This is a genomic window from uncultured Dechloromonas sp. (assembly GCF_945957265.1).
Lineage (GTDB): Bacteria > Pseudomonadota > Gammaproteobacteria > Burkholderiales > Rhodocyclaceae > Azonexus.
This window is the reverse complement of the sequence record NZ_CAMFKO010000019.1, coordinates 40,744-60,289: the sequence shown is the minus strand read 5'-3', so window position 1 is coordinate 60,289 and position 19,546 is coordinate 40,744. Positions and strand designations below refer to the sequence as shown.

At 65.1% G+C, this 19,546-nt stretch carries 19 protein-coding genes; 11 read left to right on the top strand and 8 right to left on the bottom strand.

Going from position 1 to position 19,546, the window contains the following annotated elements:
* Nucleotides 1–34: 34 nt before the first annotated feature.
* Nucleotides 35–709, bottom strand: a complete 675-nt coding sequence (locus Q0P59_RS11630) for a Crp/Fnr family transcriptional regulator (RefSeq protein ID WP_150429645.1) — start codon at nt 707–709, stop codon at nt 35–37.
* A gap of 177 nt (nt 710–886) precedes the next feature.
* Here Q0P59_RS11630 and Q0P59_RS11625 point away from each other — a divergent pair, with 177 nt between their 5' ends.
* The 8 genes from Q0P59_RS11625 to Q0P59_RS11590 all read left to right on the top strand — a co-directional run bounded on the left by Q0P59_RS11625 (nt 887) and on the right by Q0P59_RS11590 (nt 9,968).
* Complete coding sequence (locus Q0P59_RS11625) at nt 887–2,854, top strand: AMP-binding protein (protein ID WP_295006630.1); 1,968 nt, start codon at nt 887–889, stop codon at nt 2,852–2,854.
* Between the two features lie 16 nt (nt 2,855–2,870).
* Nucleotides 2,871–3,653 carry an ABC transporter ATP-binding protein gene (locus Q0P59_RS11620; RefSeq protein ID WP_295006629.1) on the top strand — a complete coding sequence of 261 codons (783 nt, stop codon included), beginning with the start codon at nt 2,871–2,873 and terminating at the stop codon, nt 3,651–3,653.
* 12 nt (nt 3,654–3,665) lie between these two features.
* On the top strand, nt 3,666–4,595 hold the full coding sequence (locus Q0P59_RS11615; RefSeq protein ID WP_295006628.1) for a branched-chain amino acid ABC transporter permease: 930 nt from the start codon (nt 3,666–3,668) through the stop codon (nt 4,593–4,595).
* Between the two features lie 116 nt (nt 4,596–4,711).
* Nucleotides 4,712–5,788, top strand: coding sequence for a branched-chain amino acid ABC transporter permease (locus tag Q0P59_RS11610; RefSeq protein ID WP_295006627.1), 1,077 nt, complete (start codon nt 4,712–4,714; stop codon nt 5,786–5,788).
* 56 nt (nt 5,789–5,844) lie between these two features.
* Entirely contained in the window at nt 5,845–7,176 is a 1,332-nt protein-coding gene (locus Q0P59_RS11605) for an ABC transporter substrate-binding protein (RefSeq protein ID WP_295006626.1), read from the top strand.
* A gap of 53 nt (nt 7,177–7,229) precedes the next feature.
* The gene (locus Q0P59_RS11600; protein WP_295006625.1) at nt 7,230–8,045 is read left to right on the top strand and encodes an ABC transporter ATP-binding protein; all 816 of its coding nucleotides are present in this window, start codon (nt 7,230–7,232) and stop codon (nt 8,043–8,045) included.
* A gap of 178 nt (nt 8,046–8,223) precedes the next feature.
* Complete coding sequence (locus Q0P59_RS11595; RefSeq protein WP_295006624.1) at nt 8,224–9,453, top strand: AMP-binding protein; 1,230 nt, start codon at nt 8,224–8,226, stop codon at nt 9,451–9,453.
* Between the two features lie 14 nt (nt 9,454–9,467).
* Nucleotides 9,468–9,968 carry a hypothetical protein gene (locus tag Q0P59_RS11590; protein WP_295006623.1) on the top strand — a complete coding sequence of 167 codons (501 nt, stop codon included), beginning with the start codon at nt 9,468–9,470 and terminating at the stop codon, nt 9,966–9,968.
* A gap of 29 nt (nt 9,969–9,997) precedes the next feature.
* On the opposite strand, the gene Q0P59_RS11585 is transcribed toward Q0P59_RS11590, so the two are convergent.
* Nucleotides 9,998–11,185, bottom strand: coding sequence for a CaiB/BaiF CoA-transferase family protein (locus tag Q0P59_RS11585; protein ID WP_295006622.1), 1,188 nt, complete (start codon nt 11,183–11,185; stop codon nt 9,998–10,000).
* A gap of 129 nt (nt 11,186–11,314) precedes the next feature.
* Here Q0P59_RS11585 and Q0P59_RS11580 point away from each other — a divergent pair, with 129 nt between their 5' ends.
* Nucleotides 11,315–11,884: a hypothetical protein gene (locus Q0P59_RS11580; RefSeq protein ID WP_295006621.1), complete on the top strand. Its 570-nt coding sequence runs from the start codon at nt 11,315–11,317 to the stop codon at nt 11,882–11,884.
* A gap of 27 nt (nt 11,885–11,911) precedes the next feature.
* Here the strand turns inward: Q0P59_RS11580 and Q0P59_RS11575 are convergent, their stop codons facing one another.
* The 3 genes from Q0P59_RS11575 to Q0P59_RS11565 all read right to left on the bottom strand — a co-directional run bounded on the left by Q0P59_RS11575 (nt 11,912) and on the right by Q0P59_RS11565 (nt 14,327).
* Entirely contained in the window at nt 11,912–12,859 is a 948-nt protein-coding gene (locus tag Q0P59_RS11575) for an FHA domain-containing protein (RefSeq protein ID WP_295006620.1), read from the bottom strand.
* A gap of 153 nt (nt 12,860–13,012) precedes the next feature.
* Nucleotides 13,013–13,873: an SPFH domain-containing protein gene (locus tag Q0P59_RS11570; protein WP_295006619.1), complete on the bottom strand. Its 861-nt coding sequence runs from the start codon at nt 13,871–13,873 to the stop codon at nt 13,013–13,015.
* 10 nt (nt 13,874–13,883) lie between these two features.
* On the bottom strand, nt 13,884–14,327 hold the full coding sequence (locus Q0P59_RS11565; protein ID WP_295006618.1) for an NfeD family protein: 444 nt from the start codon (nt 14,325–14,327) through the stop codon (nt 13,884–13,886).
* Between the two features lie 107 nt (nt 14,328–14,434).
* On the opposite strand from Q0P59_RS11565, the gene Q0P59_RS11560 reads away from it, so the two are divergent.
* Entirely contained in the window at nt 14,435–15,331 is an 897-nt protein-coding gene (locus Q0P59_RS11560) for an AEC family transporter (RefSeq protein WP_295006617.1), read from the top strand.
* Nucleotides 15,332–15,382: 51 nt separating this feature from the next.
* Here the strand turns inward: Q0P59_RS11560 and Q0P59_RS11555 are convergent, their stop codons facing one another.
* Nucleotides 15,383–15,877: a PhaM family polyhydroxyalkanoate granule multifunctional regulatory protein gene (locus Q0P59_RS11555; RefSeq protein WP_295006616.1), complete on the bottom strand. Its 495-nt coding sequence runs from the start codon at nt 15,875–15,877 to the stop codon at nt 15,383–15,385.
* 168 nt (nt 15,878–16,045) lie between these two features.
* Between Q0P59_RS11555 and Q0P59_RS11550 the strand changes: the two genes are divergently transcribed.
* Nucleotides 16,046–16,711, top strand: coding sequence for a response regulator transcription factor (locus tag Q0P59_RS11550; RefSeq protein ID WP_295006615.1), 666 nt, complete (start codon nt 16,046–16,048; stop codon nt 16,709–16,711).
* Here Q0P59_RS11550 and Q0P59_RS11545 read toward each other — a convergent pair.
* Nucleotides 16,681–18,789, bottom strand: coding sequence for an ATP-binding protein (locus tag Q0P59_RS11545; protein WP_295006614.1), 2,109 nt, complete (start codon nt 18,787–18,789; stop codon nt 16,681–16,683). The genes Q0P59_RS11550 and Q0P59_RS11545 overlap by 31 nt on opposite strands.
* A gap of 6 nt (nt 18,790–18,795) precedes the next feature.
* The gene (locus Q0P59_RS11540) at nt 18,796–19,545 is read right to left on the bottom strand and encodes a class I SAM-dependent methyltransferase (RefSeq protein WP_295006613.1); all 750 of its coding nucleotides are present in this window, start codon (nt 19,543–19,545) and stop codon (nt 18,796–18,798) included.
* Nucleotide 19,546 lies beyond the last annotated feature (1 nt).

The following is a 19,546-nucleotide window of genomic DNA, read 5'->3' as shown; positions in this document are numbered from 1 at the left end:
CGGGGGGCGCTTCGCCTGTCGGCGAAGCGGTGCGCTAGTCCCCGAAGCGGCGCAGTCCGTCGAGATCGACGATGTGGATGCCGCCGTACTCGCTGCGTACCAGCCCGGCATCCTCGAGCACCTTGAGCGCCTGGTTGGCGCGCTGGCGGGAGACGCCGGCCAGATAGCCGAGTTCCTCCTGCGAAATCTGCAGCAGGCGGTTGGTCCCGGGGTAGAGGACGGGGTTGAACAGCGCCGCCAGCCCGCGCGCGATGCGGGCGTCGGTATCCAGCATGCGTTCGTTTTCCATCATGCCGATGAACTGGCCGAGGCGTTCGTTGAGCTGGGCGATCAGGTAGCGGTTGAAGGGGATGCTGTGATCCATCAGCCACAGGAAGGTCGCCCGGTTCATGAAGGCGACGCGGGTTTCGCGCAGCGCCATGACGTCGTAGCGGCGGGTTTCCTTCTTGAGCAGCGAGCCTTCGCCAAACCAGCCGCCCGAGCTGATGCCGGTCAGCGACGTGGTCTTGCCGGTGGTCCAGTGGCTGGCCATCTTGCCCAGGCCGTCGATGATGCCCATCCAGTATTCGACAGGCTCGCCCTTCATGCAGATGAAGGCGCCCGGGGCAAAAGTGCGTTCGGTGGTTCCGGAGAGCGCCTTGTCCAGTTCCGGCTCGGTCAGCGACTGCCCCCACAGGGAGCTTCGCAGCAGTTCCTCAGCGTTATTCAAAATATTTTCCGGATTGTCTGCCGAGCGACAATTATACGTCCGCAATGTGCATACACTGCGCGACAAGCTCAGTGATTGTCGCTGGGGGTTGCAAGGTTGGTGTAAGCCGGCAATCCCCACAATGAATCAAACGAACGTTAGACCGCGAACCATGAGTCGCGGCGGAGGAGACGAGAAATGCCCACGCAGGTGAATTTCGATTCGCTGGACGGTTTGCACACCTTCCCGCGGCTGTTGTTTCATCACGCCAGGGTCCGGCCCAATGCGCCGGCCATGCGCGAGAAGTATCTCGGCATCTGGCAGACCTGGACCTGGTCCGACGTCGCCGAGCGCGTCCGCGCGCTGGCTTGCGGCCTGGCCTCGCTGGGTTTCAAGCGCGGCGACAACCTGGCCATCGTCGGCGACAACCGCCCGCATCTCTACATGATGATGAGCGCTGCCCAGTGCCTGGGCGGCGTGCCGGTGCCGCTGTACCAGGACGCGGTGGCCGCCGAGATGCTGTTCGTGCTGCAGGACGCCGGCGTCCGCTTCGCCATCGTCGAGGACCAGGAGCAGGTCGACAAGCTGCTCGAGATCAAGGACCAGCTGCCGTCGCTCGAGCACATCATCTACGACGACCCGCGCGGCATGCGCCACTACAACCAACCTTTCCTGCACGACGTGCATGAACTGATGGAAATGGGGCGCATCCACGACCGCAACCATTCCGACTTCCTCAATGCCGAGGTCGAAAAGGGCCACTATGACGATGTCTCGGTGATGCTCTACACCTCCGGCACCACCGGCAAGCCCAAGGGCGTCTGCCAGACGCACGCCGCCTTCATCGCCGCCGCGCAGGGCGGGGCGCAGGTCGACAAGCTCGGTGCCGAGGGCGACATCCTCTCCTACCTGCCGATGGCCTGGGTGGGCGACCACCTGTTCTCGTTCGCGCAGTCGCTGGTCTGCGGCTTCACCATCAACTGCCCGGAATCCGGCGAGACGGTGATGACCGACCTGCGCGAAATCGGGCCGACCTACTATTTCGCGCCGCCGCGCGTCTTCGAGAGCCTGCTGACCTCGGTGCAGATCCGCATGGAAGACGCCGGGCCGCTCAAGCAGCGCCTGTTCCATCACTTCATGGCGGTCGCCAAGCGCTGCGGCGGCGACATCCTCGACGGCAAGCCGGTTTCCGCCGGCGACCGTTTCCAGTACGGGCTCGGCAACCTGCTGATCTACGGACCGCTGCGCAACGTGCTCGGCATGAGCCGGATCAGGGTCGCCTACACCGCCGGCGCCGCCATCGGCCCCGAGCTGTTCAGCTTCTACCGCTCGATCGGCATCAACCTCAAGCAGCTCTACGGCCAGACCGAAACCTGCGCCTATGTCTGCCTGCAGCCGGACGGCCAGGTCAAGGCCGATACCGTCGGCGCCCCGGCGCCCGGCGTCGAGATCAGGATCGCCGACAACGGCGAGGTGCTGGTCAAGGGCGCGATGCTGCTCAAGGAATACTACAAGCGCCCCGACGCAACGGCCGAGGCTATCGATGCCGATGGCTATTTCCTGACCGGCGACGCCGGCTTCCTCGACGAGGACGGCCACCTGAAGATCATCGACCGCGCCAAGGACGTCGGCAAGCTGTCGAACGGCGCGATGTTCGCCCCGAACTACATCGAGAACAAGCTCAAGTTCTTCCCGTTCGTGAAGGAGGCCGTCTGCTTCGGCCACGACCGCGACATGGTCTGCGCCTTCATCAACATCGACGTCGGCGCCGTCGGCAACTGGGCCGAGCGCCGCAACATCGCCTACTCGGGCTACACCGACCTCGCCGGCAAGCCGCAGGTGCTGGAGATGATCAAGTCGTGCATCGAAGAGGTGAACGCCTCGCTCGCCCACGACGCCATGGTCGCCGACTCGCAGGTGCATCGCTTCCTGGTCCTGCACAAGGAGCTGGATCCGGACGACGACGAGCTGACCCGCACGCGCAAGGTGCGCCGCAATTTCATCGCGGAAAAATACAAGGTACTGATCGACGCCCTCTACGCAGGCAAGGGCAACCAGTACATCGAAACCGAGGTCAAGTTCGAGGACGGGCGTCGCGGCAAGGTATCCGCCGACCTCAAGATCATCGATGTCAAGACCTTCCCGATCGCCAAAAAAGCGGCCTGAAGGGAGAGAGAGAACAATGAGCAGAAAAATCGGCGACGTCATCCTTGATCTGCAGAACATTTCGCTGCGCTTCGGCGGCGTCAAGGCACTGACCGACATTTCCTTCGATATCCGCGAGCACGAAGTGCGCGCCATCATCGGCCCCAACGGTGCCGGCAAGAGCTCGATGCTCAACGTCATCAACGGCGTCTACCACCCGCAGGAAGGCAAGATCTTCTACCGCGGCGCCGAGCGCAAGAAAATGGAGCCGCACATGGCGGCCAGCACCGGCATCGCGCGGACTTTCCAGAACATCGCGCTGTTCAAGGGCATGAGCGTGCTCGACAACATCATGACCGGCCGCACGCTGAAGATGAAGAGCAACCTGCTGCTCCAGGCCATGTGGTTCGGGCCGGCGCAGAAGGAGGAGCTGGAGCATCGGCGCAAGGTCGAGGAAATCATCGACTTCCTCGAAATCCAGCACATCCGCAAGACGCCCGTGGGGCGCCTGCCCTACGGCCTGCAGAAGCGCGTCGACCTCGGCCGCGCGCTGGCCATGGAGCCGCAGATCCTGTTGCTCGACGAGCCGATGGCCGGCATGAACGTCGAGGAAAAGCAGGACATGTGCCGCTTCATCCTCGACGTCAACGACCAGTTCGGCACCACCATCGTGCTCATCGAGCACGACATGGGAGTGGTCATGGATATTTCCGACCGCGTGGTCGTCCTCGACTACGGCAAGAAGATCGGCGACGGCCTGCCGGATGAAGTGCGTTCCAGCCCCGAGGTCATCAAGGCCTACCTGGGCGCCGGTCACTAAGCGGAGAGCGACATGGGATTCTTTATCGAAACACTGATCGGCGGCCTGATGGCGGGCATGCTGTACTCGCTGGTGGCGCTCGGCTTCGTGCTGATCTTCAAGTCCTCCGGCGTCTTCAACTTCGCGCAGGGGGCGATGGTGCTGTTTGCCGCGCTGGCCATGGCGCGTTTTTCCGAGTGGGCCAATGCGGCCCTCGGCGGCAACAGCCTGTTCCTCGCCAACCTGATCGCCTTTGTCGGCGCCGGCGCGGTGATGTGGCTGGTGGCCTGGGCGGTCGAGCGCTTCGTGCTGCGCAAACTGGTCAACCAGGAGGGCGCCACCCTGCTGATGGTCACGCTGGGCATCACCTACGTCCTCGAAGGCATCGGCCAGACCATCTTCGGCAGCGAAATCTACAACATCGACGTCGGCATGCCGAAAGAGCCGGTGATGATGTTCGAGAACCTGTTCGAAGGCGGCATCCTGATCAACAAGGAAGACTTCATCGCCGCCCTCATCGCCGCGCTGCTGGTCGGCCTGCTCACCCTGTTCTTCCAGAAGACGCCGGTCGGCCGCGCCCTGCGCGCGGTGGCCGACGACCACCAGGCGGCCTTGTCCATCGGCATCCCGCTCAACCGCATCTGGGTCATCGTCTGGCTGGTCGCCGGCGTCGTCGCCCTGGTCGCGGGCATCATCTGGGGTTCCAAGCTGGGCGTCCAGTTCTCGCTGGCGACGGTGGCCCTGCGCGCCCTGCCGGTGGTCATCCTGGGCGGCCTGACCTCGGTGCCGGGCGCCATCGTCGGCGGCCTGATCATCGGCGTCGGCGAAAAACTCTCGGAGGTCTATATCGGACCGATGGTCGGCGGCGGCATCGAAATTTGGTTCGCCTACGTCCTCGCCCTTGTTGTTTTGCTGTTCCGGCCGCAGGGCTTGTTCGGCGAAAAGATCATCAATCGGGTGTGATCATGATGAACAAAGCACTCAATCTTTCGGCGCAGGCTAATTTGCGGAGCAAGTTAAGCGTCAGCGGCCGTAGCCAAAAGATCATCAATCGCGTCTGACCGTCAGGGAGAAAAAACGTGCTCTATCGTGAAAACGGCCAGTTCAAGACCACCTACGCGGCCGACCAGCAAATCTTCACCATCGCCCAGGACAAGTGGTTCGTCCTCGGTGTCGTTGCCTTCGCCTTCCTCGCCGTGCCGATGCTGGCCGACGAGTACATGTTCCGTGCCATTCTCATTCCCTTCCTGATCCTGTCGCTCGCCGCGCTCGGGGTCAACCTGCTGGTCGGCTATTGCGGCCAGATCACCCTGGGGGCGGGGGCCTTCATGGCGGTCGGGGCGTATGCGGCGTACAACTTCCTGATCCGTATCGACGGCATGCCGCTGATCGGCGCGCTGCTGCTCGGCGGCCTGACCTCGGCCGGCATGGGCATCCTGTTCGGCATACCCAGCCTGCGGGTGCGCGGCCTCTACCTGGCCGTGGCGACGCTGGCGGCGCAGTTCTTCTGCGACTGGGCCTTCCTGCGCATCAAGTGGTTCACCAACGATTCGTCGTCGGGTTCGGTGTCCGTCTCCGACCTCAGCGTCTTCGGCTGGGTGATCGACGCGCCGGCCGAAAAATACCTGTTCTGCCTCGGCTTCATCGTCGCCTTCGCGGTGATCGCCAAGAACATGACGCGCGCCACCATCGGCCGCCAGTGGATGGCCATCCGCGACATGGACGTGGCCGCCGAGGTCATCGGCATCCGCCCGATGTACGCCAAGCTCTCGGCCTTCGCCGTCAGTTCGTTCTTCGTCGGCGTCGCCGGCGCCCTGTGGGGCTTTGTGCACCTCGGTTCCTGGGAGCCGGCGGCCTTCTCGGTCGATCGTTCCTTCCAGTTGCTGTTCATGGTCATCATCGGCGGTCTGGGTTCGATTCTCGGCAGCTTCGTCGGCGCCGCCTTCATCGTCATCCTGCCCATCTTCCTCAACCAGTTCCTGCCGGCGCTCGGCAACCTGCTCGGGTTTCATATCTCGACGGCTGCGGTGTCGCATGCGGAACTGATCATCTTCGGTTCGCTGATCGTCTTCTTCCTGATCGTCGAACCGCACGGCCTGGCTCGCCTGTGGGCGATCGCCAAGGAAAAACTGCGTCTGTGGCCTTTCCCGCACTGACGCGGAGACAGCAAAATTTCACGATTCATAACCTGATCAACAGGAGGAGACAACCCATGAAATTCCGCGCTCTCGCACTTGCTGCAGCCGTTTCAGCCGTCGGCCTGACTTCGGCGACCGTATCCACCGCGGCCTTCGCCCAGGCCAAGGAGCAGTTCTTCCCGGTCCTGGTGTATCGCACCGGGGCCTATGCCGCCAACGGCAATCCCTGGGCCAACGGCTACGTCGATTACCTCAAGCTGGTGAACGCCAAGGGCGGCGTCAACGGCGTCAAGATCTCCTTCGAGGAGTGCGAATTCGGCTACGCCACCGACCGCGGCGTCGAGTGCTACGAGCGTCTGAAGGGCAAGGGCGCCACCGTCTTCCAGCCGCTGTCGACGGGCGTCACCTTCGCGCTGACCGACAAGGCGCCGGTGGACAAGATTCCGCTGGTGACCGCCGGCTACGGCCGCAGCGAATCGCAGGACGGCTCGGTGTTCAACTGGAACTTCCCGCTCCTCGGCACCTACTGGGTCGGCGCCGATGTCGCCATCCAGCACATCGCCAAGCAGGCCGGCGGCCTCGACAAGCTCAAGGGCAAGAAGATCGCGCTGGTTTACCACGACAGCCCGTTCGGCAAGGAACCCATCCCGCTGCTGCAGGAGCGCGCCAAGATGCACGGCTTCGAGCTGATGCTGCTGCCGGTCGCCCATCCGGGCGTCGAGCAGAAGGCGACCTGGCTGCAGATCCGCCAGGCGCGTCCGGACAACGTCCTGCTCTGGGGCTGGGGCGTCATGAACTCCACCGCCCTGAAGGAAGCGCAGGCCACCGGCTTCGCCCGCGAGAAGATGCTCGGCATCTGGTGGGCGGGTGCCGAACCCGATGTCAAGGACGTCGGCGCCGGTGCCAAGGGTTATGCCGCGCTGACCCTGCAGCACTCCGCCGAGCCGAATTCCAAGGTGGTCAAGGACATGCTGGAGATGGTCCATGCCAAGGGGCAGGGCACCGGCCCGAAGGAAGAAGTCGGTTCCGTGCTCTACATGCGCGGTCTGATCTCCTCCATGGTCGCCGTCGAGGGCGTGCGCAAGGCGCAGGAGCGCTACGGCAAGGGCAAGGTCATGACTGGCGAGCAGACCCGCTGGGGCCTGGAAAACATCAATCTCGACCAGAAGACCCTGGACGGCATGGGTTTCGCCGGCGTGATGCGCCCGGTGCAGACCTCCTGCCTCGATCACATGGGATCGTCGTGGGTGCGTATCCAGACCTGGGACGGCACCAAGTGGACGCCGGGCGCCGACTGGTACCAGGCCGACGAGAAGCTGCTGCGCGGCATGGTCCTCAACGCTTCGCGCAAGTACGCCGAAGAGAAGAAGATCACGCCGCGTACGCCGGAACAGTGCAAGCAATAAGGTGAACCTCGGCTCCCGCGCTCAAACGCGGGAGCCTTTCACGAGAGTCGAACATGACCGCCACCCCGAATACCTTCCTCAGTGTCAACAACATCGAGGTTATCTACAACCACGTGATCCTCGTCCTCAAGGGCGTCTCGTTCACCGTGCCGGAAGGCAGCATCGTCGCCCTGCTCGGCGGCAACGGCGCCGGCAAGACGACCACCCTGCGCGCGGTGAGCAACCTGCTGCATGGCGAACGCGGCGAAGTGACCAAGGGCTCGGTCGAGCTCAAGGGCGAGCGCGTCGAGTCGCTGACTCCGGCCGACCTGGTGCAACGCGGCGTCGTCCAGGTCATGGAGGGGCGCCATTGCTTCGGCCACCTGACCATCGAGGAAAACCTGCTGACCGGCGCCTATACACGTACCGATGGCAAGGCCGCGGTGCAGGAAAGCCTGGAAAAGGTTTACAACTTCTTCCCGCGCCTGAAGACCCGGCGAACCAGCCAGGCCGCCTACACCTCGGGCGGCGAACAGCAGATGTGCGCGATCGGTCGCGCGCTGATGGCCAATCCGAAGATGGTCTTGCTCGACGAGCCGTCGATGGGCCTGGCGCCGCAGATCGTCGAGGAGGTGTTCAGCATCGTCAAGGAGCTGAACGAGAAGGAAAAAGTCACCTTCGTCCTGGCCGAGCAGAACACCAGCATCGCGCTGCGCTATGCCGATTTCGGCTACATCCTGGAAAACGGGCGCGTCGTGATGGAAGGATCGGCAGCGGACCTGCGCGATAACGAGGACGTCAAGGAGTTCTACCTCGGGCTGTCGTCGTCCGGGCGCAAGTCCTTCCGCGAAGTAAAGCACTACCGCCGCCGCAAACGCTGGCTCTCTTGACGGTTGCAGTGCGCATTCCATGGCGGCGTTGTCGGCCGGCTTGTTGGCAGAAGCCAACGGCGCCGGCCTCCGCCTTGCCTTGAAACGCTACTTTGCAACCGTCGTACCGTGCATTCCCCGGCTGAGAAAACCTGAAACCGAAATGCCACGGTCACCCGGAACAAACGGAGAATATGAAATGAGCTACTACGACCCGCTCGAGACCCGCGATCCGGACGAGCGCGAGGCGGATTTGATGGACAAGCTGGCGCGCCAGGTGGCGCATGCCAAGGAAACGACGCCTTACTATTTCCAGAGCCTGGCCGGGATCAATCCGTTCGATTGCGTGACGCGCGAGGCGCTGTCCCGGTTGCCGCTGACCCGCAAGCGCGACCTGATCGAGCTGCAGAAGAAGCACCCGCCGTTCGGCGGCCTGAATGCCCTGGCGCGCCACAAGGCCAAGCGCGTATTCGCCTCGCCGGGGCCGATCTACGAGCTGCAGGGGATGGACATGGATCACTGGCGGATGGCCCGCGTGCTGTATGCCGCCGGCTTCCGCAACGGCGATCTGGTGCACAACTGCTTTTCCTATCACTTCACGCCGGGCGCCTTCCTGATGGAGGGCGGGGCGCGCAAGCTGGGCTGCGCGGTCTTTCCCGGCGGCGTCGGGCAGACCGAACAGCAGGTGCAGGCCATGGTCGATCTGCGCCCGGACGGTTATGTCGGCACGCCGTCCTTCCTGCGCATCATCGTCGAGAAGGCCGAAGAAATGGGCGCCGACATTTCGTCGCTCAAGAAGGCGCTGGTTTCCGGCGAAGCCTTGCCGGGCGTCACCCGCAACTGGCTCAACGAGCGCGGCATCACGGTGCGCCAGTGCTACGCGACGGCCGACATCGGCGCCATCGCCTACGAAACCGATGCCGAGGAAGGCCTGGTCGTCGAAGAGGAGCTGCTGGTCGAGATCGTTCGCCCCGGCACCGGCGACCCGGTCGAGCCCGGCGAGGTCGGCGAAGTGGTGGTCACCACCTTCAATCCGGATTACCCGTTGATCCGCTTCGCGACCGGCGACCTGTCCGCCGTCATGCCCGGGCGTTCGCCCTGCGGCCGGAGCAACATCCGCCTCAAGGGCTGGATGGGCCGCGCCGACCAGACGACCAAGATCAAGGGCATGTTCGTGCATCCGGAGCAGGTGGCCGAGATCGCCGGCCGCCATCCGGAAATCCATCGCTTGCGACTGGTGGTCGACAATCCCGGGGGGCAGGATCGCATGGTCCTCCACTGCGAGATCGCGGCCGGTCACGAGGCCCTCGACAAGGCCCTGGTGAACAGTCTGCGCGAAGTGACCAAATTGCGCGGCGAAGTCGCCTTTGCGGCGCCGGGGGGCTTGCCCAACGATGGAAAGGTGATCGAAGATAGCCGGGTCTATTGATCCGGAACCTTGCCATGCGCTATCTCCTTGCCGTGCTCGTCGGTCTGGCGCTCAATGCGCAGGCCGACGATGCGCCCTTGCGGCCCTCGGCGCGCCTGCTTTTCAAACAGCCGGAAATGCTCCGTCCCGGCCAGTGCGTGCGCTATGAGGAAGGCGGGGCGGGCTGGGTGGCCACCGATCCGGTTTTCTACCTGAAAGGGGAGGTGCTCGCCGCCGAGCTGCGGACGCGTCGCCTGGTCGGCTGTCCGCTGGTGCCGGGCAAGAACATCGAGCAATACACGCGGGCCGAATTCAACCGCCATGCGCTGACCTACCCCTGCCTGGCCCAGGGCGTCCCGGAGCGCGACGAGCAGATCGGCATGGTGCGGATCCGGGTCAGCGACTGGGAAACGCCGCATGCCCGCAAGGCGGAAAATGCCGGGCGCCTCTATCGCGGCGCGTTCATCGATCGCCGGCTCGAGAAGGGCATGGAGATCGAACTCGAGGCCGACCTGCTCGGCATTTGCGAGCGCTGAAGCGGAAAAGGCGAGCACGCGCGCCTTTTTTACGCGTTGCGCGGCAGGCTTACCGCCCCGGATTCGACCAGGCGGTCGATTTCTGCCGCCGACAAGCCCATCTGCGTCAGGCATTCGCGGGTGTTCTCGCCAAGCAGGGGCGGCGGCCGCCGGATGGCTCCCGGCGTGCGCGACAGCCGGGGCGCCGGCGCCGGCTGGGTGACCCCGGCGATGTCGACGAAGGCTTCCCGGGCCTTGTTATGGGGGTGTTCGGGCGCTTCCTTCATGCTCAGCACCGGCCACACGCAATCGTCCGTGTCGGCGAACAGCGATTCCCAGTGGGCGCGTGGCTGGCTGCGGAAAATGCCGTCCAGGCGAACCTTCATGGCGGGCCAGCGTTGCGCGTCGTATTGCTGGCCGGCGAAGGCCGGGTCGGCGGCCAGGCCCAGGCGCTCGACGAAGGTCCGGTAGAACTGGGGTTCGAGCGGGCAGACGCTGATCCACAGGCCGTCGGCGCATTCGTAGACGTCGTAGAACGGAGCGCTCGAATCGAGGGCGCATTGGCCCTGCCATTCGCCCAGCGCCTCCAGGTTGAACAGGCCATGCGCCAGCAGCGCAGCGCCTTCGCACATGGCGGCATCGATCACCTGGCCGACGCCGCTGCGCCCGGCCTCGAGCAGCGCGCAGGCGATGCCCCAGGCCAGCACCAGGCCGCCGCCGCCCATGTCGCCGACCAGGGTCGGCGGAGCCCACGGCGCCCCGCCGTGGTGGCGGCCGGTGTCGAGCACGCCGGCGATGGCGGCATAGTTCGCATCGTGGCCGGCACGCGGGGCGAGCGGGCCGCTTTGTCCCCAACCCGTCATCCGGGCGTAGATCAGCTTCGGGTTGCGCGCCAGGCACTCCTCCGGACCGAAGCCAAGCCGCTCCATGACGCCGGGGCGGAAACCTTCGAGCACGACGTCGGCGTCATCGACCAATTGCTGCACCAGGCGCTTGGCGTCCGCGTGCTTGAGGTCGATGCACAGGGATTTTTTCCCCCGGTTGGCGACGGCCTTGCGGCCACCGCCGAACAGCTGCGAGGCGAAAGTGCCGCCGGCCCGTTCGAGCAGGGTGATCTCCGCGCCCATGTCGGCGAGCAGCATGCCGCAAAAGGGGCCGGGGCCGATGCCGGCGAATTCGACGACCTTGATGCCGGCCAGCGGGCCGTTCGGGCGGGCTTGTGCGTGTTCTTTTTCCATGATGTCTCTGAGGGCGGGTAAGGGGCTTGGAACGGTCCTGCGTCAAACGGCTATTTTAGTGTGTGACGATGCTTTCCCGATCGGGCAAACTGCTGTCGTTTGGGCTGTACACACCACGGATCGGGAATCATGAACAAGCATGCCGACGAACTGCTGGCGCGCATTCGCGCCCTGCAGGATGAACTGGAGGAAGAGTACCGCGCGACGCGCGAGGAATGGGCGCAGAAAAGGGAGGAGCTGGCCGACGAATTCCTGCGCCAGCAGCGCCGCTACAAGACCGGCCTGTTCCGCTTCCTGGTGCGCAGCCGCGTCCTGGTCGTCCTCACCGCCCCGGTCATCTATGCGGGCTGGATTCCCTTCTTGCTGCTCGATCTCTTCGTGAGCGTGTATCAGGGCATCTGTTTTCCGATCTACCGGATACCGAAGGCCAGGCGTGCCGACTATCTGGTCTTCGACCGCGAGGACTTGCCTTACCTGAACCTCATCGAGAAATTCAACTGCTTCTATTGCTCCTACGGCAACGGCGTCGTGGCCTATGCGCGGGAGGTGGCGGCGCGGACCGAGCAGTACTGGTGCCCGATCAAGCATGCCCGGCGTCTCCGGACGGCGCACGAGCGCTACCCGAAGTTCTTCGACCATGGCGATGCCGAAGCCTACCGCCAGGGGCTCAAGCGGCTGCGCAGGCAGTACGACGATTGACGCGGCGGCCGCCGGCTGCGAACACCGCTAGTCCGGCCGCTTGAGTTCGAATTCGAACGAGTGCGGGGAGCCGGCTTCCCAGGTCAGTCCGAAGCCGATCCGGCCTTTGCCGGAGAGCACGATCATGTTCTTCTGTATCCGCGATGCCGAGCCGCCATCGGGGTACAGGTAGGTGCCGTTGGTGCTCATGTCGATGAGCACGTAGTTGCCAAGCCGGTAAATGATGCGCGCGTGTTTGCGCGATACCTTGGCGCTGTTGATCGGCAGGTCGCAGGCCATGTCCCGGCCAATCGCGATGACGTGCTGGCGATTGTCGAAAACGAACGTCCGGTCGCCCTGGCGCAGCACGATGGAACTGCCGGCCGGCGGCGAGTGCCTTGCCGCCGCGCCGTCTTCCAGCGCTACGGGCCTGGGCAGCGGGCGGGCGGGAACGGCATTCCAGTCGACCGCGAATGCGGCAATCGCCGAGCCGTCATTGGCGATCGGGGTGGACGTTTTCTTCAGGTCGTCGGGCAGGTTCTCCATGACCTGCTCGGAGAGGACGATGCCGGCCTGGCCAAGCAGTGCGGAAAGCTTGGCCGCCGTCGCTTCCGCGGGGTCGATCGCGTGCCGGGTCAGATGTTGCTTGATCGAGGCATGGATGCCTATCTTCAGCGACAACTGGGTATCGGCGAGCTGCGGGATGACGGCGCAGCGACGCTGCATCTCGCAAGCGCCGATCAGCGCGGCTTCGGCGGAATCGAAGCCGGCCACCAGGCCGCGGGGGAAGGATTTGACGAGGAGGCCGCCATGGGCGCCGAGCACGCGCTCCAGGCGCTTCAGCCGGCGCTGCAGCAGCTTGCCGAGCAGGTCGCTGTCCAGGTGCGCGGGCTGTCCGGTCGTTTCGTGGACCGTTCCGTACAGCAGATAGTCGTGACGCAGGGGCTGTGCCTGCTGTTCGGTGTCACTGAGGGTGGGGTAGACATCCTGCTGCATGGTTGGGGTCGCGACACGTCAACGTTTGGCTGCGGAGGGGGCGAAGCTGTCCTGACAGATTATCAGCAGCACGGATGTCAAATTGCAAAGATTTGTGGCGGTTTTTCGACGCGGCGCCTGCTCCGACCGTCGGCCGGCGCGGCGACGGCGTCGTCAAGCCTTGCGGCCGAACAGCCCGCGCACCGCTTCCTGCAGGTCGGCCGGGAGCACCACGAGCTTGGCATTGTCCTTCTCGCCCATGCGTTCCAGCGCGGCGATGTATTTTTCGCCCAGCATGTAGGACATCGGGCCGGTCTGCTCGCCGATCGCGCTGGTGATGCGGCGGATCGCCTCGGCCGATGCCTCGGCCAGCATGACCTGGGCGTTGGCGTCGCGCTTGGCCGACTCGAGGCGGGCTTCCGCCTCGAGGATGGCCGATTGTTTCGCCCCTTCCGAACGGGTGACGACGGCCTTGCGTTCGCGCTCAGCGGCGGCCTGCATTTCCATCGCCTTCTGCATCGACTGCGACGGCTTGATGTCCTGGATCTCGACCGACTTGACCGTCAGCCCCCAGTCCACGGCCTCGTCGGCGATGCTTTCGCGCAGTCGCGCCTTGATCTTGTCGCGCGACGAAAGCGCTTCGTCGAGTTCCATTTCCCCGACGATGGAGCGCAGCGTGGTCATGATCAGGTTGCGGATGGCTTCCGAAAAATCGGTCACGCCATAGACGGCCTTGACCGGGTCGGTCACCTTGATGAAGGCGATGGCGTTGGTCAGGATCACCGCGTTGTCGCGGGTGATGACCTCCTGCTCCTGGACGTCGAGGATGATGTCCTTGGTGACGAGCTGGTAGGCGATCTTGTCGAGGTAGGGAATGACGATGTTGAGGCCGGGCTTCAGCGTGCCGTGGTACTTGCCGAGCCGCTCGACGATCCATTCCTCGCCCTGCGGCACGATGCGGACGCCTTTGGCGATGGTGACGGCGACGAAGGCGAGGAGGGCGAGAACGACGACGAATCCGGGACTGACTTCCATGAAAGACTCCTTAAACCTTGCTGACTGTCAGGAAACTGCCTTCAACGGCGACGACCTTCACCCGCTCGCCGGTCGCGATGGGCGTGTCGGCCATGCAGACCCATTCCTCGGAGCCGAGGACAGGACGCTGGAAGCGCACCTTGCCGCGTTCGAAGGGGGCGACGGCGCTGACCAGCAGGCCGATCTCGCCAACGGCTTCGCCGGCGGCGGTGCCGATCCGCGTCTTGTGGAAGCCCGGTTTGAAGACCCTGAACCAGAGCATGACCATGGCCAGGGAGGCGGCGGTCCAGATCGCCAGCTGCGCGGTCAGCGACAAACCGGGGATGAGGAGGGCGAGCAGCCCGACGAGCAGCGCGCCCAGGCCGAACCAGACGACGAAAAAGGATGGAACGACCAGCTCGGCCAAGATGAGGCCGATACCGCCGACGATCCATGCCCACCATTCGAGTTGCATAGCGTTCTCCTTGCTGTATCGAGTATTTCGGGTTTGGCGCGATGGGTCAAGGACGATTGTGGTTTGTCCGGATGCGCCCGGGCGTCGAGCGGAATTAGAATGCCCGGGTGAATACCGCCCTGCTCCTCCTCCCTGATTTTGCCCTGATCCTGCTCGGCTCCGCCATCCGCCGCTGGATGCATCTGGGCGACCACTTCTGGAACGGCGTCGAGAAGCTCGTCTATTTCATTCTCTTTCCGGCCCTGCTCGTCAATGCCATCGTCAAGACCCGGCTCGATCTCGGCGCGGCGCTGCCCCTGCTCGCCACTGCCTTCGCCGCGATGGCCGGCGGCATGATTCTCGGCATCGTGCCCAAACTGTTTTCCCGCATGCCGGCGCTGACCTATGCCTCGATGTACCAGTGCGCCTACCGTTTCAATTCCTATATCGCGCTGGCGGTTGCCGGGATGCTCTTCGGCGCGCCCGGCATCGCGACGATGGGCTTGATCGTCGGGGCGGCGGTGCCCTTCGCCAACCTGGTTTCGGTGTGGATGCTTGCCCGCCATGGCGAGGTCGGGCTGTGGCGCGAGGTGGCGCGCAATCCGCTGATCTGGGGGACGGCCACCGGCTTTCTGCTCAATCTCGCCGGCTTCGTGCCGCCAGCCCCGCTGCAGGCCTTCCTCGGCCGTCTTGCCGACGCCTCGATCGCCCTCGGCCTGATCACCGTCGGCGCCGCCTTGCGGCTGGACGGGGCATCCGGGGTCAAGCTCTTCGCCGGCTGGCTGGTTGTCGTCAAGTTGCTGGCACTGCCGCTGATCGCGATCGGCGTCGCTTCGCTGCTCGGGCTGTCCGGGCTCTATTTCCAGATCGTCGTGCTGTTCGCCGCCCTGCCGACGGCTTCCTCGGCCTACATCCTGGCCATGCGCATGGGCGGGGACGGGCGCAGCGTCGCCTGGCTGATTTCGGCGACGACGCTGGGTTCGATGCTGACCTTGCCCGGCTGGGCGGCCTGGCTGTCGCGCTGAGGCCAGATGCGCTAAGGCCGGCGCCAGGCGCCGGCCAGGCCGGATTGCCGCTTACTTCTTGCTGCGCGAGGTTTTCGGTTTGCCGGCAGCCGCCTCGGCGGTGGCGGCTGTCGCCGCCTGTGCCGCCGCTTCGGCGTGCTGCTGCATTTGCTCGCGCATCTGCTGCATCATCTGCCAGGGCCACATGGCGGCATCGGAAAGCGCACTGTGCGCCGGGTCGGCGACGCCCTGGAAGAAGTGGGACGGGGCGGCGGGGGGCGGTTGCGGCGCGTCGGGGGCCAGCGATTTCGCGGCATCGGAAGCCATCTTGCCCATGGCCTGCACCGCGCCGACGGTCGTGCGCTGCATTTCGAGGCCCTGGATGGTCATCTGCAACATCGATAGGTTCATGCGCAGCCAGCCCTCCACGGCCTTCATGTCCTTGATGCGCTTGTCCAGTTCGTCGACATCGAAAGTCGGCGCCACCATGCCGGGCAGCGAGAATCCCATGTTGCCCCACATGTTGCGCATGAAGTTGAGCGGGTCGTGCACTTGATCGTCAGCCATGTCGGTCTCCGTTCTTTTTGGACTTCCATCTTAAACCCGGAGTGCAGCGTTTGGGTGATATTGATGCGCTTCCGGCCGGGAGCAGGGTAAAGTCGGGCGCAAGCCGTGATTTAGCGCGCGGTGTATGCGAAAATGATAAATTGGTGTGCTGATAGAAAGGGGGGGGGTATGTTGAAGCTGTTGGTGGTTGAGGATCACGCACTGGTTCGCGAAGGCCTGGTTCGCCTGCTCGGGCAGATGGAGCCCGGGGTGACGGTTCTGGAGAGTCCGGATTTCGAATCGGCGCTCAATGTGCTCGATACGGCGGGCGAATTCGACCTGGTTCTGCTCGACCTGGCGCTGCCAGGCATCGACGGTTTTGCCGGGCTGGACATCCTGCGCCGCCGCTACCCCGCCATGCCGGTCGCCGTGGTTTCGGCCTTCGACGATGTGCCGACCATTACCCGCGTCCTCAATCTCGGTGCCTCAGGCTTCATTCCCAAGGCCTTTTCCGGTGAAGCCCTGCTTTCGGCGGTCCGCGAAGTGCTGGATGGCAACATCTTCCGTCCCACCGGGCAGTCGGCGGGGCCGACCCTGGATGCCGAAACGCCGATCCCGCCGGTCAAGAAGGGCGTGCGTCCGGACGAGGTGGGGCTGACCGACCGCCAGGCCCAAGTGCTGGCCTTGATGGTGCGCGGCCTGTCCAACCGCGAAATCGCGGATCAGCTGGGTTTGTCGGAGGGTACGGTCAAGATTCACGCGACCGCCGTCTTCAAGACGCTCGACGTCAGCAGCCGGACCCAGGCGCTGGTCGCCGTGGCCCGCTACGGCATCGATTTCGAGAGCGTTTTCTGAAGCTGGCCGATCAGCGCCCGCAGCTTGGCGGGGCGTACCGGCGTCGGTAGCGTGTGCACGCCGCTGGGCAGCTCCGGCGGCGATTCCGCCGGCTGCTCGCCGAGCAGCACGATGAGCGGCATCCCGGGGGCGCGACCGCCGGGGCAGAGGGCGGCCACTGCCGCCAGGTCGGCGATGACCACGGCGCGTTGCGATGCCTGGCCGGTATCGCCGCTTGGCAGCATGCGCACCTCGTATTCCCAGCGTCCCGCGAGTTCGGCGCAATTCTGCAGTTCGGGCGAGCCGCCGATGCAATCGACCTTTTCGACCGGCGCGATTTTCCGGGTCGCCGCCGGCTGCGTGGCGACCGGCCGGCAAGCGTCGGCGTAGAGGGTGAAGCAGGTTCCCTCGCCGGTGCGCGACTTCAGCTTGACCTCGATATCGAGCGCCTTGGACAGCCGGTCGACGATGGACAATCCCAGGCCGAGTCCCTTGTTCTGCTCCCGGGCGGCGTTGCCGACCTGGTAGAACTCGGCAAAGATGGCGGCCTGGTGTTCGGCCGCAATCCCGATGCCGTTGTCCCTGACTTCGAGGGCGACCTTGTTGCCCCGGCGCCGCGCCGCGAGCAGCACGCAGCCGCCCGGCGGGGTATAGCGCAGCGCGTTCGAGAGCAGGTTGGCGATCATCCGTTCGAGCATCACCGGGTCGGTTTCGACCCAGAGCCGGGATGGGCGGATGCGCAGGGTCATGTTGCGATCGGCAGCGGCCCGGCGGAAGGCATCGGCGAGCCGTTGAAAGATCGGTTGCAGCGGCGCCGGGCGCGGCTCCGGCTTGATGCCGGCCACGTCCAGGCGCGAGATGTCGAGCAGCGAATCGAGCAGTTCGCCGAGGAGCGCGGTCGAGGCGGATATCTGTTCGGCCAGGCGGGGCAGTTCTTGCGGGTTGGTGCTGCGGACCTGGCGCTGCAGGTCGGCGGCAAACAGGGACAGGGCATGCAGGGGTTGCCGCAAGTCATGGCTCGCCGCCGCGAGGAAACGGCTCTTGGCCGTGTTGGCGCGCTCGGCGGCGTCTTTTTGCCCGGCCAGCTCGAGCGTCGCTTCCTGGATGCGCTCTTCCAGGTGCTCGTGGCTGGCCGCCAGTTCGGCGGTCATCCTCGCCATCTCGCGGAACTGGCGGCGGGCCAGAATGGAGCTGACGAGCAGGACAATGATCACCAGCGTGGCGATGGTGCCCAGTTCGAACAGGCGATTGTGCCAGCTGGCGAGCACGGTGCTCTCGGGGATGGCGGTCAGGATGCGGAGATCGGGAAAGCCGGGCACGGTGGCCAGCGAAACCAGCAGGCCGTTGTGGCGATTCAGGCCGAACTCGGCAAGCTGGCCCTTCAGTTTTCCGGCGAAAAGCACGGATTCGGCCTTGGCGCCGAGGATGGGCGATTGGCGACTGAGGTCGGTCGGCCGGCAGGAGGCGGCGATTTCGCCCCTGGCGTTGATGAGGACCGACTCGAAATCGTCGGAGAGCCGGTTGGACCAGCAGAAATCCTGCAGGTAGGCCGGCTCGATGGCGCCAAACACGGCACCGCTGAACAGGCCGTTGTCGCCGGTGACGCGGCGGGCAATGCCGTAGGTGTAGCGCGCCGAGTTGCGCCCGATGTAAGGCCCGTAGGTCGCGCCTTCGGCGCCGCTCTCCAGCGCGGCGAAGTAGGGGCGGTCGCGAACGTTGATCTGGGGGGCCGGGAAATAGGTCGAAATGAAACGCTGGTTGCCTTTTTCGTCGAAGATGATCAGGTCGCGCAATTGCGGCATCGCCCGCGAGTGGCGCTGGGCAATGTATTCCCAGCCCTTGCTGGCATCCCAGTCGCGCCAGTTGCGGCGGCCGTGCGACAGGTCGGTCGCCGTTTCGCGCAACAGGACGTCGACCGCCTCGAAGGTCCGGGCGGTGTGTTCGGCCATCATCAGGCTGAAGTGCTGCAGCCGGCGCTCGCCGGCTTCCTGGTCGCGGTGGCGGGCGACGACGAGGTCGGCCAGGAACAGCAGCAGCACGATCAGCGTGCCGACCAGCGAAATGCTCAGGGCGAGGGTTTCTGGCTTGCGCTTGGTCATGCCCGGCTAGCGCTGGTAGCAGTAGAGGGGGCGGGCCGGCGAGCAGGCCACCTCGATCACGCGGTCCGGCGTGGCGCCGGGGACCGGAAAGCTGTTGCTGATGAACAGGCTGCCCGGCTTCATCTCGGCCTGCACTTTTTCCCAGAGGCGCGGCATGGGGGCCGGGGAGAGGAAGGCATAGACCACGTCGTAATCGCCGAGCCGGGCTTGCCACAGGTCATCCCAGCGCCAGGCGAGGTTCGGGCGGCCGACGCTGAGGAGGCGTCCGGCCAGCCAGGTCAGCGGGGCGTTCTCGACGCCGGTGAAGTGGCTTTCCGGGAGCGCGTCGGCGAGCGGGACGGTGGTGCTGCCGACACCGGCGCCGAGGTCGAGGAAGCGGCTGTCGCCGCGTTCGGCCAGCAGGTCGGCCAGGGCTTGCACCGTTTGCTTGTTGGACAGGTAGAGCGGCACCTGGCCGGTCAGCGCGCCGCGATAAACGAGCAACAGCAGGATGGCGGCGAGCAGGAACCAGCCGGGGTCGATGGCCAGGGTGTGGGTGAACCAGACCAGCGGCATGAAGCCGCCGTGGATGACCCGCCACCACCACGGCTGGCGCGACAAGGTGGCGAAGAGCAGGGCGGCGGCGCCGATGGCCAGGCTCGTTTCCAGCCAGGGCATGGCCTCTCCCCGCAGGCCGTAATAGGGCCAGGCCAGGGAGAGGATCAGGATGGCGGCGGCGCCTTGCAGTGCCAGTTGGCGAAGCGGGGGAGATGACATC

What these genes read in the sequence shown, in the direction of transcription:
- Q0P59_RS11565 (WP_295006618.1), bottom strand. Translation starts at nt 14,327, where the DNA reads ATGCAACTCGAATGGTGGGCATGGATCGTCGGCGGTATCGGCCTCATC.
- Q0P59_RS11615 (WP_295006628.1), top strand. Translation starts at nt 3,666, where the DNA reads ATGGGATTCTTTATCGAAACACTGATCGGCGGCCTGATGGCGGGCATG.
- Q0P59_RS11555 (WP_295006616.1), bottom strand. Translation starts at nt 15,877, where the DNA reads ATGGCTGACGATCAAGTGCACGACCCGCTCAACTTCATGCGCAACATG.
- Q0P59_RS11620 (WP_295006629.1), top strand. Translation starts at nt 2,871, where the DNA reads ATGAGCAGAAAAATCGGCGACGTCATCCTTGATCTGCAGAACATTTCG.
- Q0P59_RS11595 (WP_295006624.1), top strand. Translation starts at nt 8,224, where the DNA reads ATGAGCTACTACGACCCGCTCGAGACCCGCGATCCGGACGAGCGCGAG.
- Q0P59_RS11600 (WP_295006625.1), top strand. Translation starts at nt 7,230, where the DNA reads ATGACCGCCACCCCGAATACCTTCCTCAGTGTCAACAACATCGAGGTT.
- Q0P59_RS11575 (WP_295006620.1), bottom strand. Translation starts at nt 12,859, where the DNA reads ATGCAGCAGGATGTCTACCCCACCCTCAGTGACACCGAACAGCAGGCA.
- Q0P59_RS11605 (WP_295006626.1), top strand. Translation starts at nt 5,845, where the DNA reads ATGAAATTCCGCGCTCTCGCACTTGCTGCAGCCGTTTCAGCCGTCGGC.
- Q0P59_RS11625 (WP_295006630.1), top strand. Translation starts at nt 887, where the DNA reads ATGCCCACGCAGGTGAATTTCGATTCGCTGGACGGTTTGCACACCTTC.
- Q0P59_RS11570 (WP_295006619.1), bottom strand. Translation starts at nt 13,873, where the DNA reads ATGGAAGTCAGTCCCGGATTCGTCGTCGTTCTCGCCCTCCTCGCCTTC.
- Q0P59_RS11545 (WP_295006614.1), bottom strand. Translation starts at nt 18,789, where the DNA reads ATGACCAAGCGCAAGCCAGAAACCCTCGCCCTGAGCATTTCGCTGGTC.
- Q0P59_RS11590 (WP_295006623.1), top strand. Translation starts at nt 9,468, where the DNA reads ATGCGCTATCTCCTTGCCGTGCTCGTCGGTCTGGCGCTCAATGCGCAG.
- Q0P59_RS11550 (WP_295006615.1), top strand. Translation starts at nt 16,046, where the DNA reads ATGTTGAAGCTGTTGGTGGTTGAGGATCACGCACTGGTTCGCGAAGGC.
- Q0P59_RS11585 (WP_295006622.1), bottom strand. Translation starts at nt 11,185, where the DNA reads ATGGAAAAAGAACACGCACAAGCCCGCCCGAACGGCCCGCTGGCCGGC.
- Q0P59_RS11540 (WP_295006613.1), bottom strand. Translation starts at nt 19,545, where the DNA reads ATGTCATCTCCCCCGCTTCGCCAACTGGCACTGCAAGGCGCCGCCGCC.
- Q0P59_RS11580 (WP_295006621.1), top strand. Translation starts at nt 11,315, where the DNA reads ATGAACAAGCATGCCGACGAACTGCTGGCGCGCATTCGCGCCCTGCAG.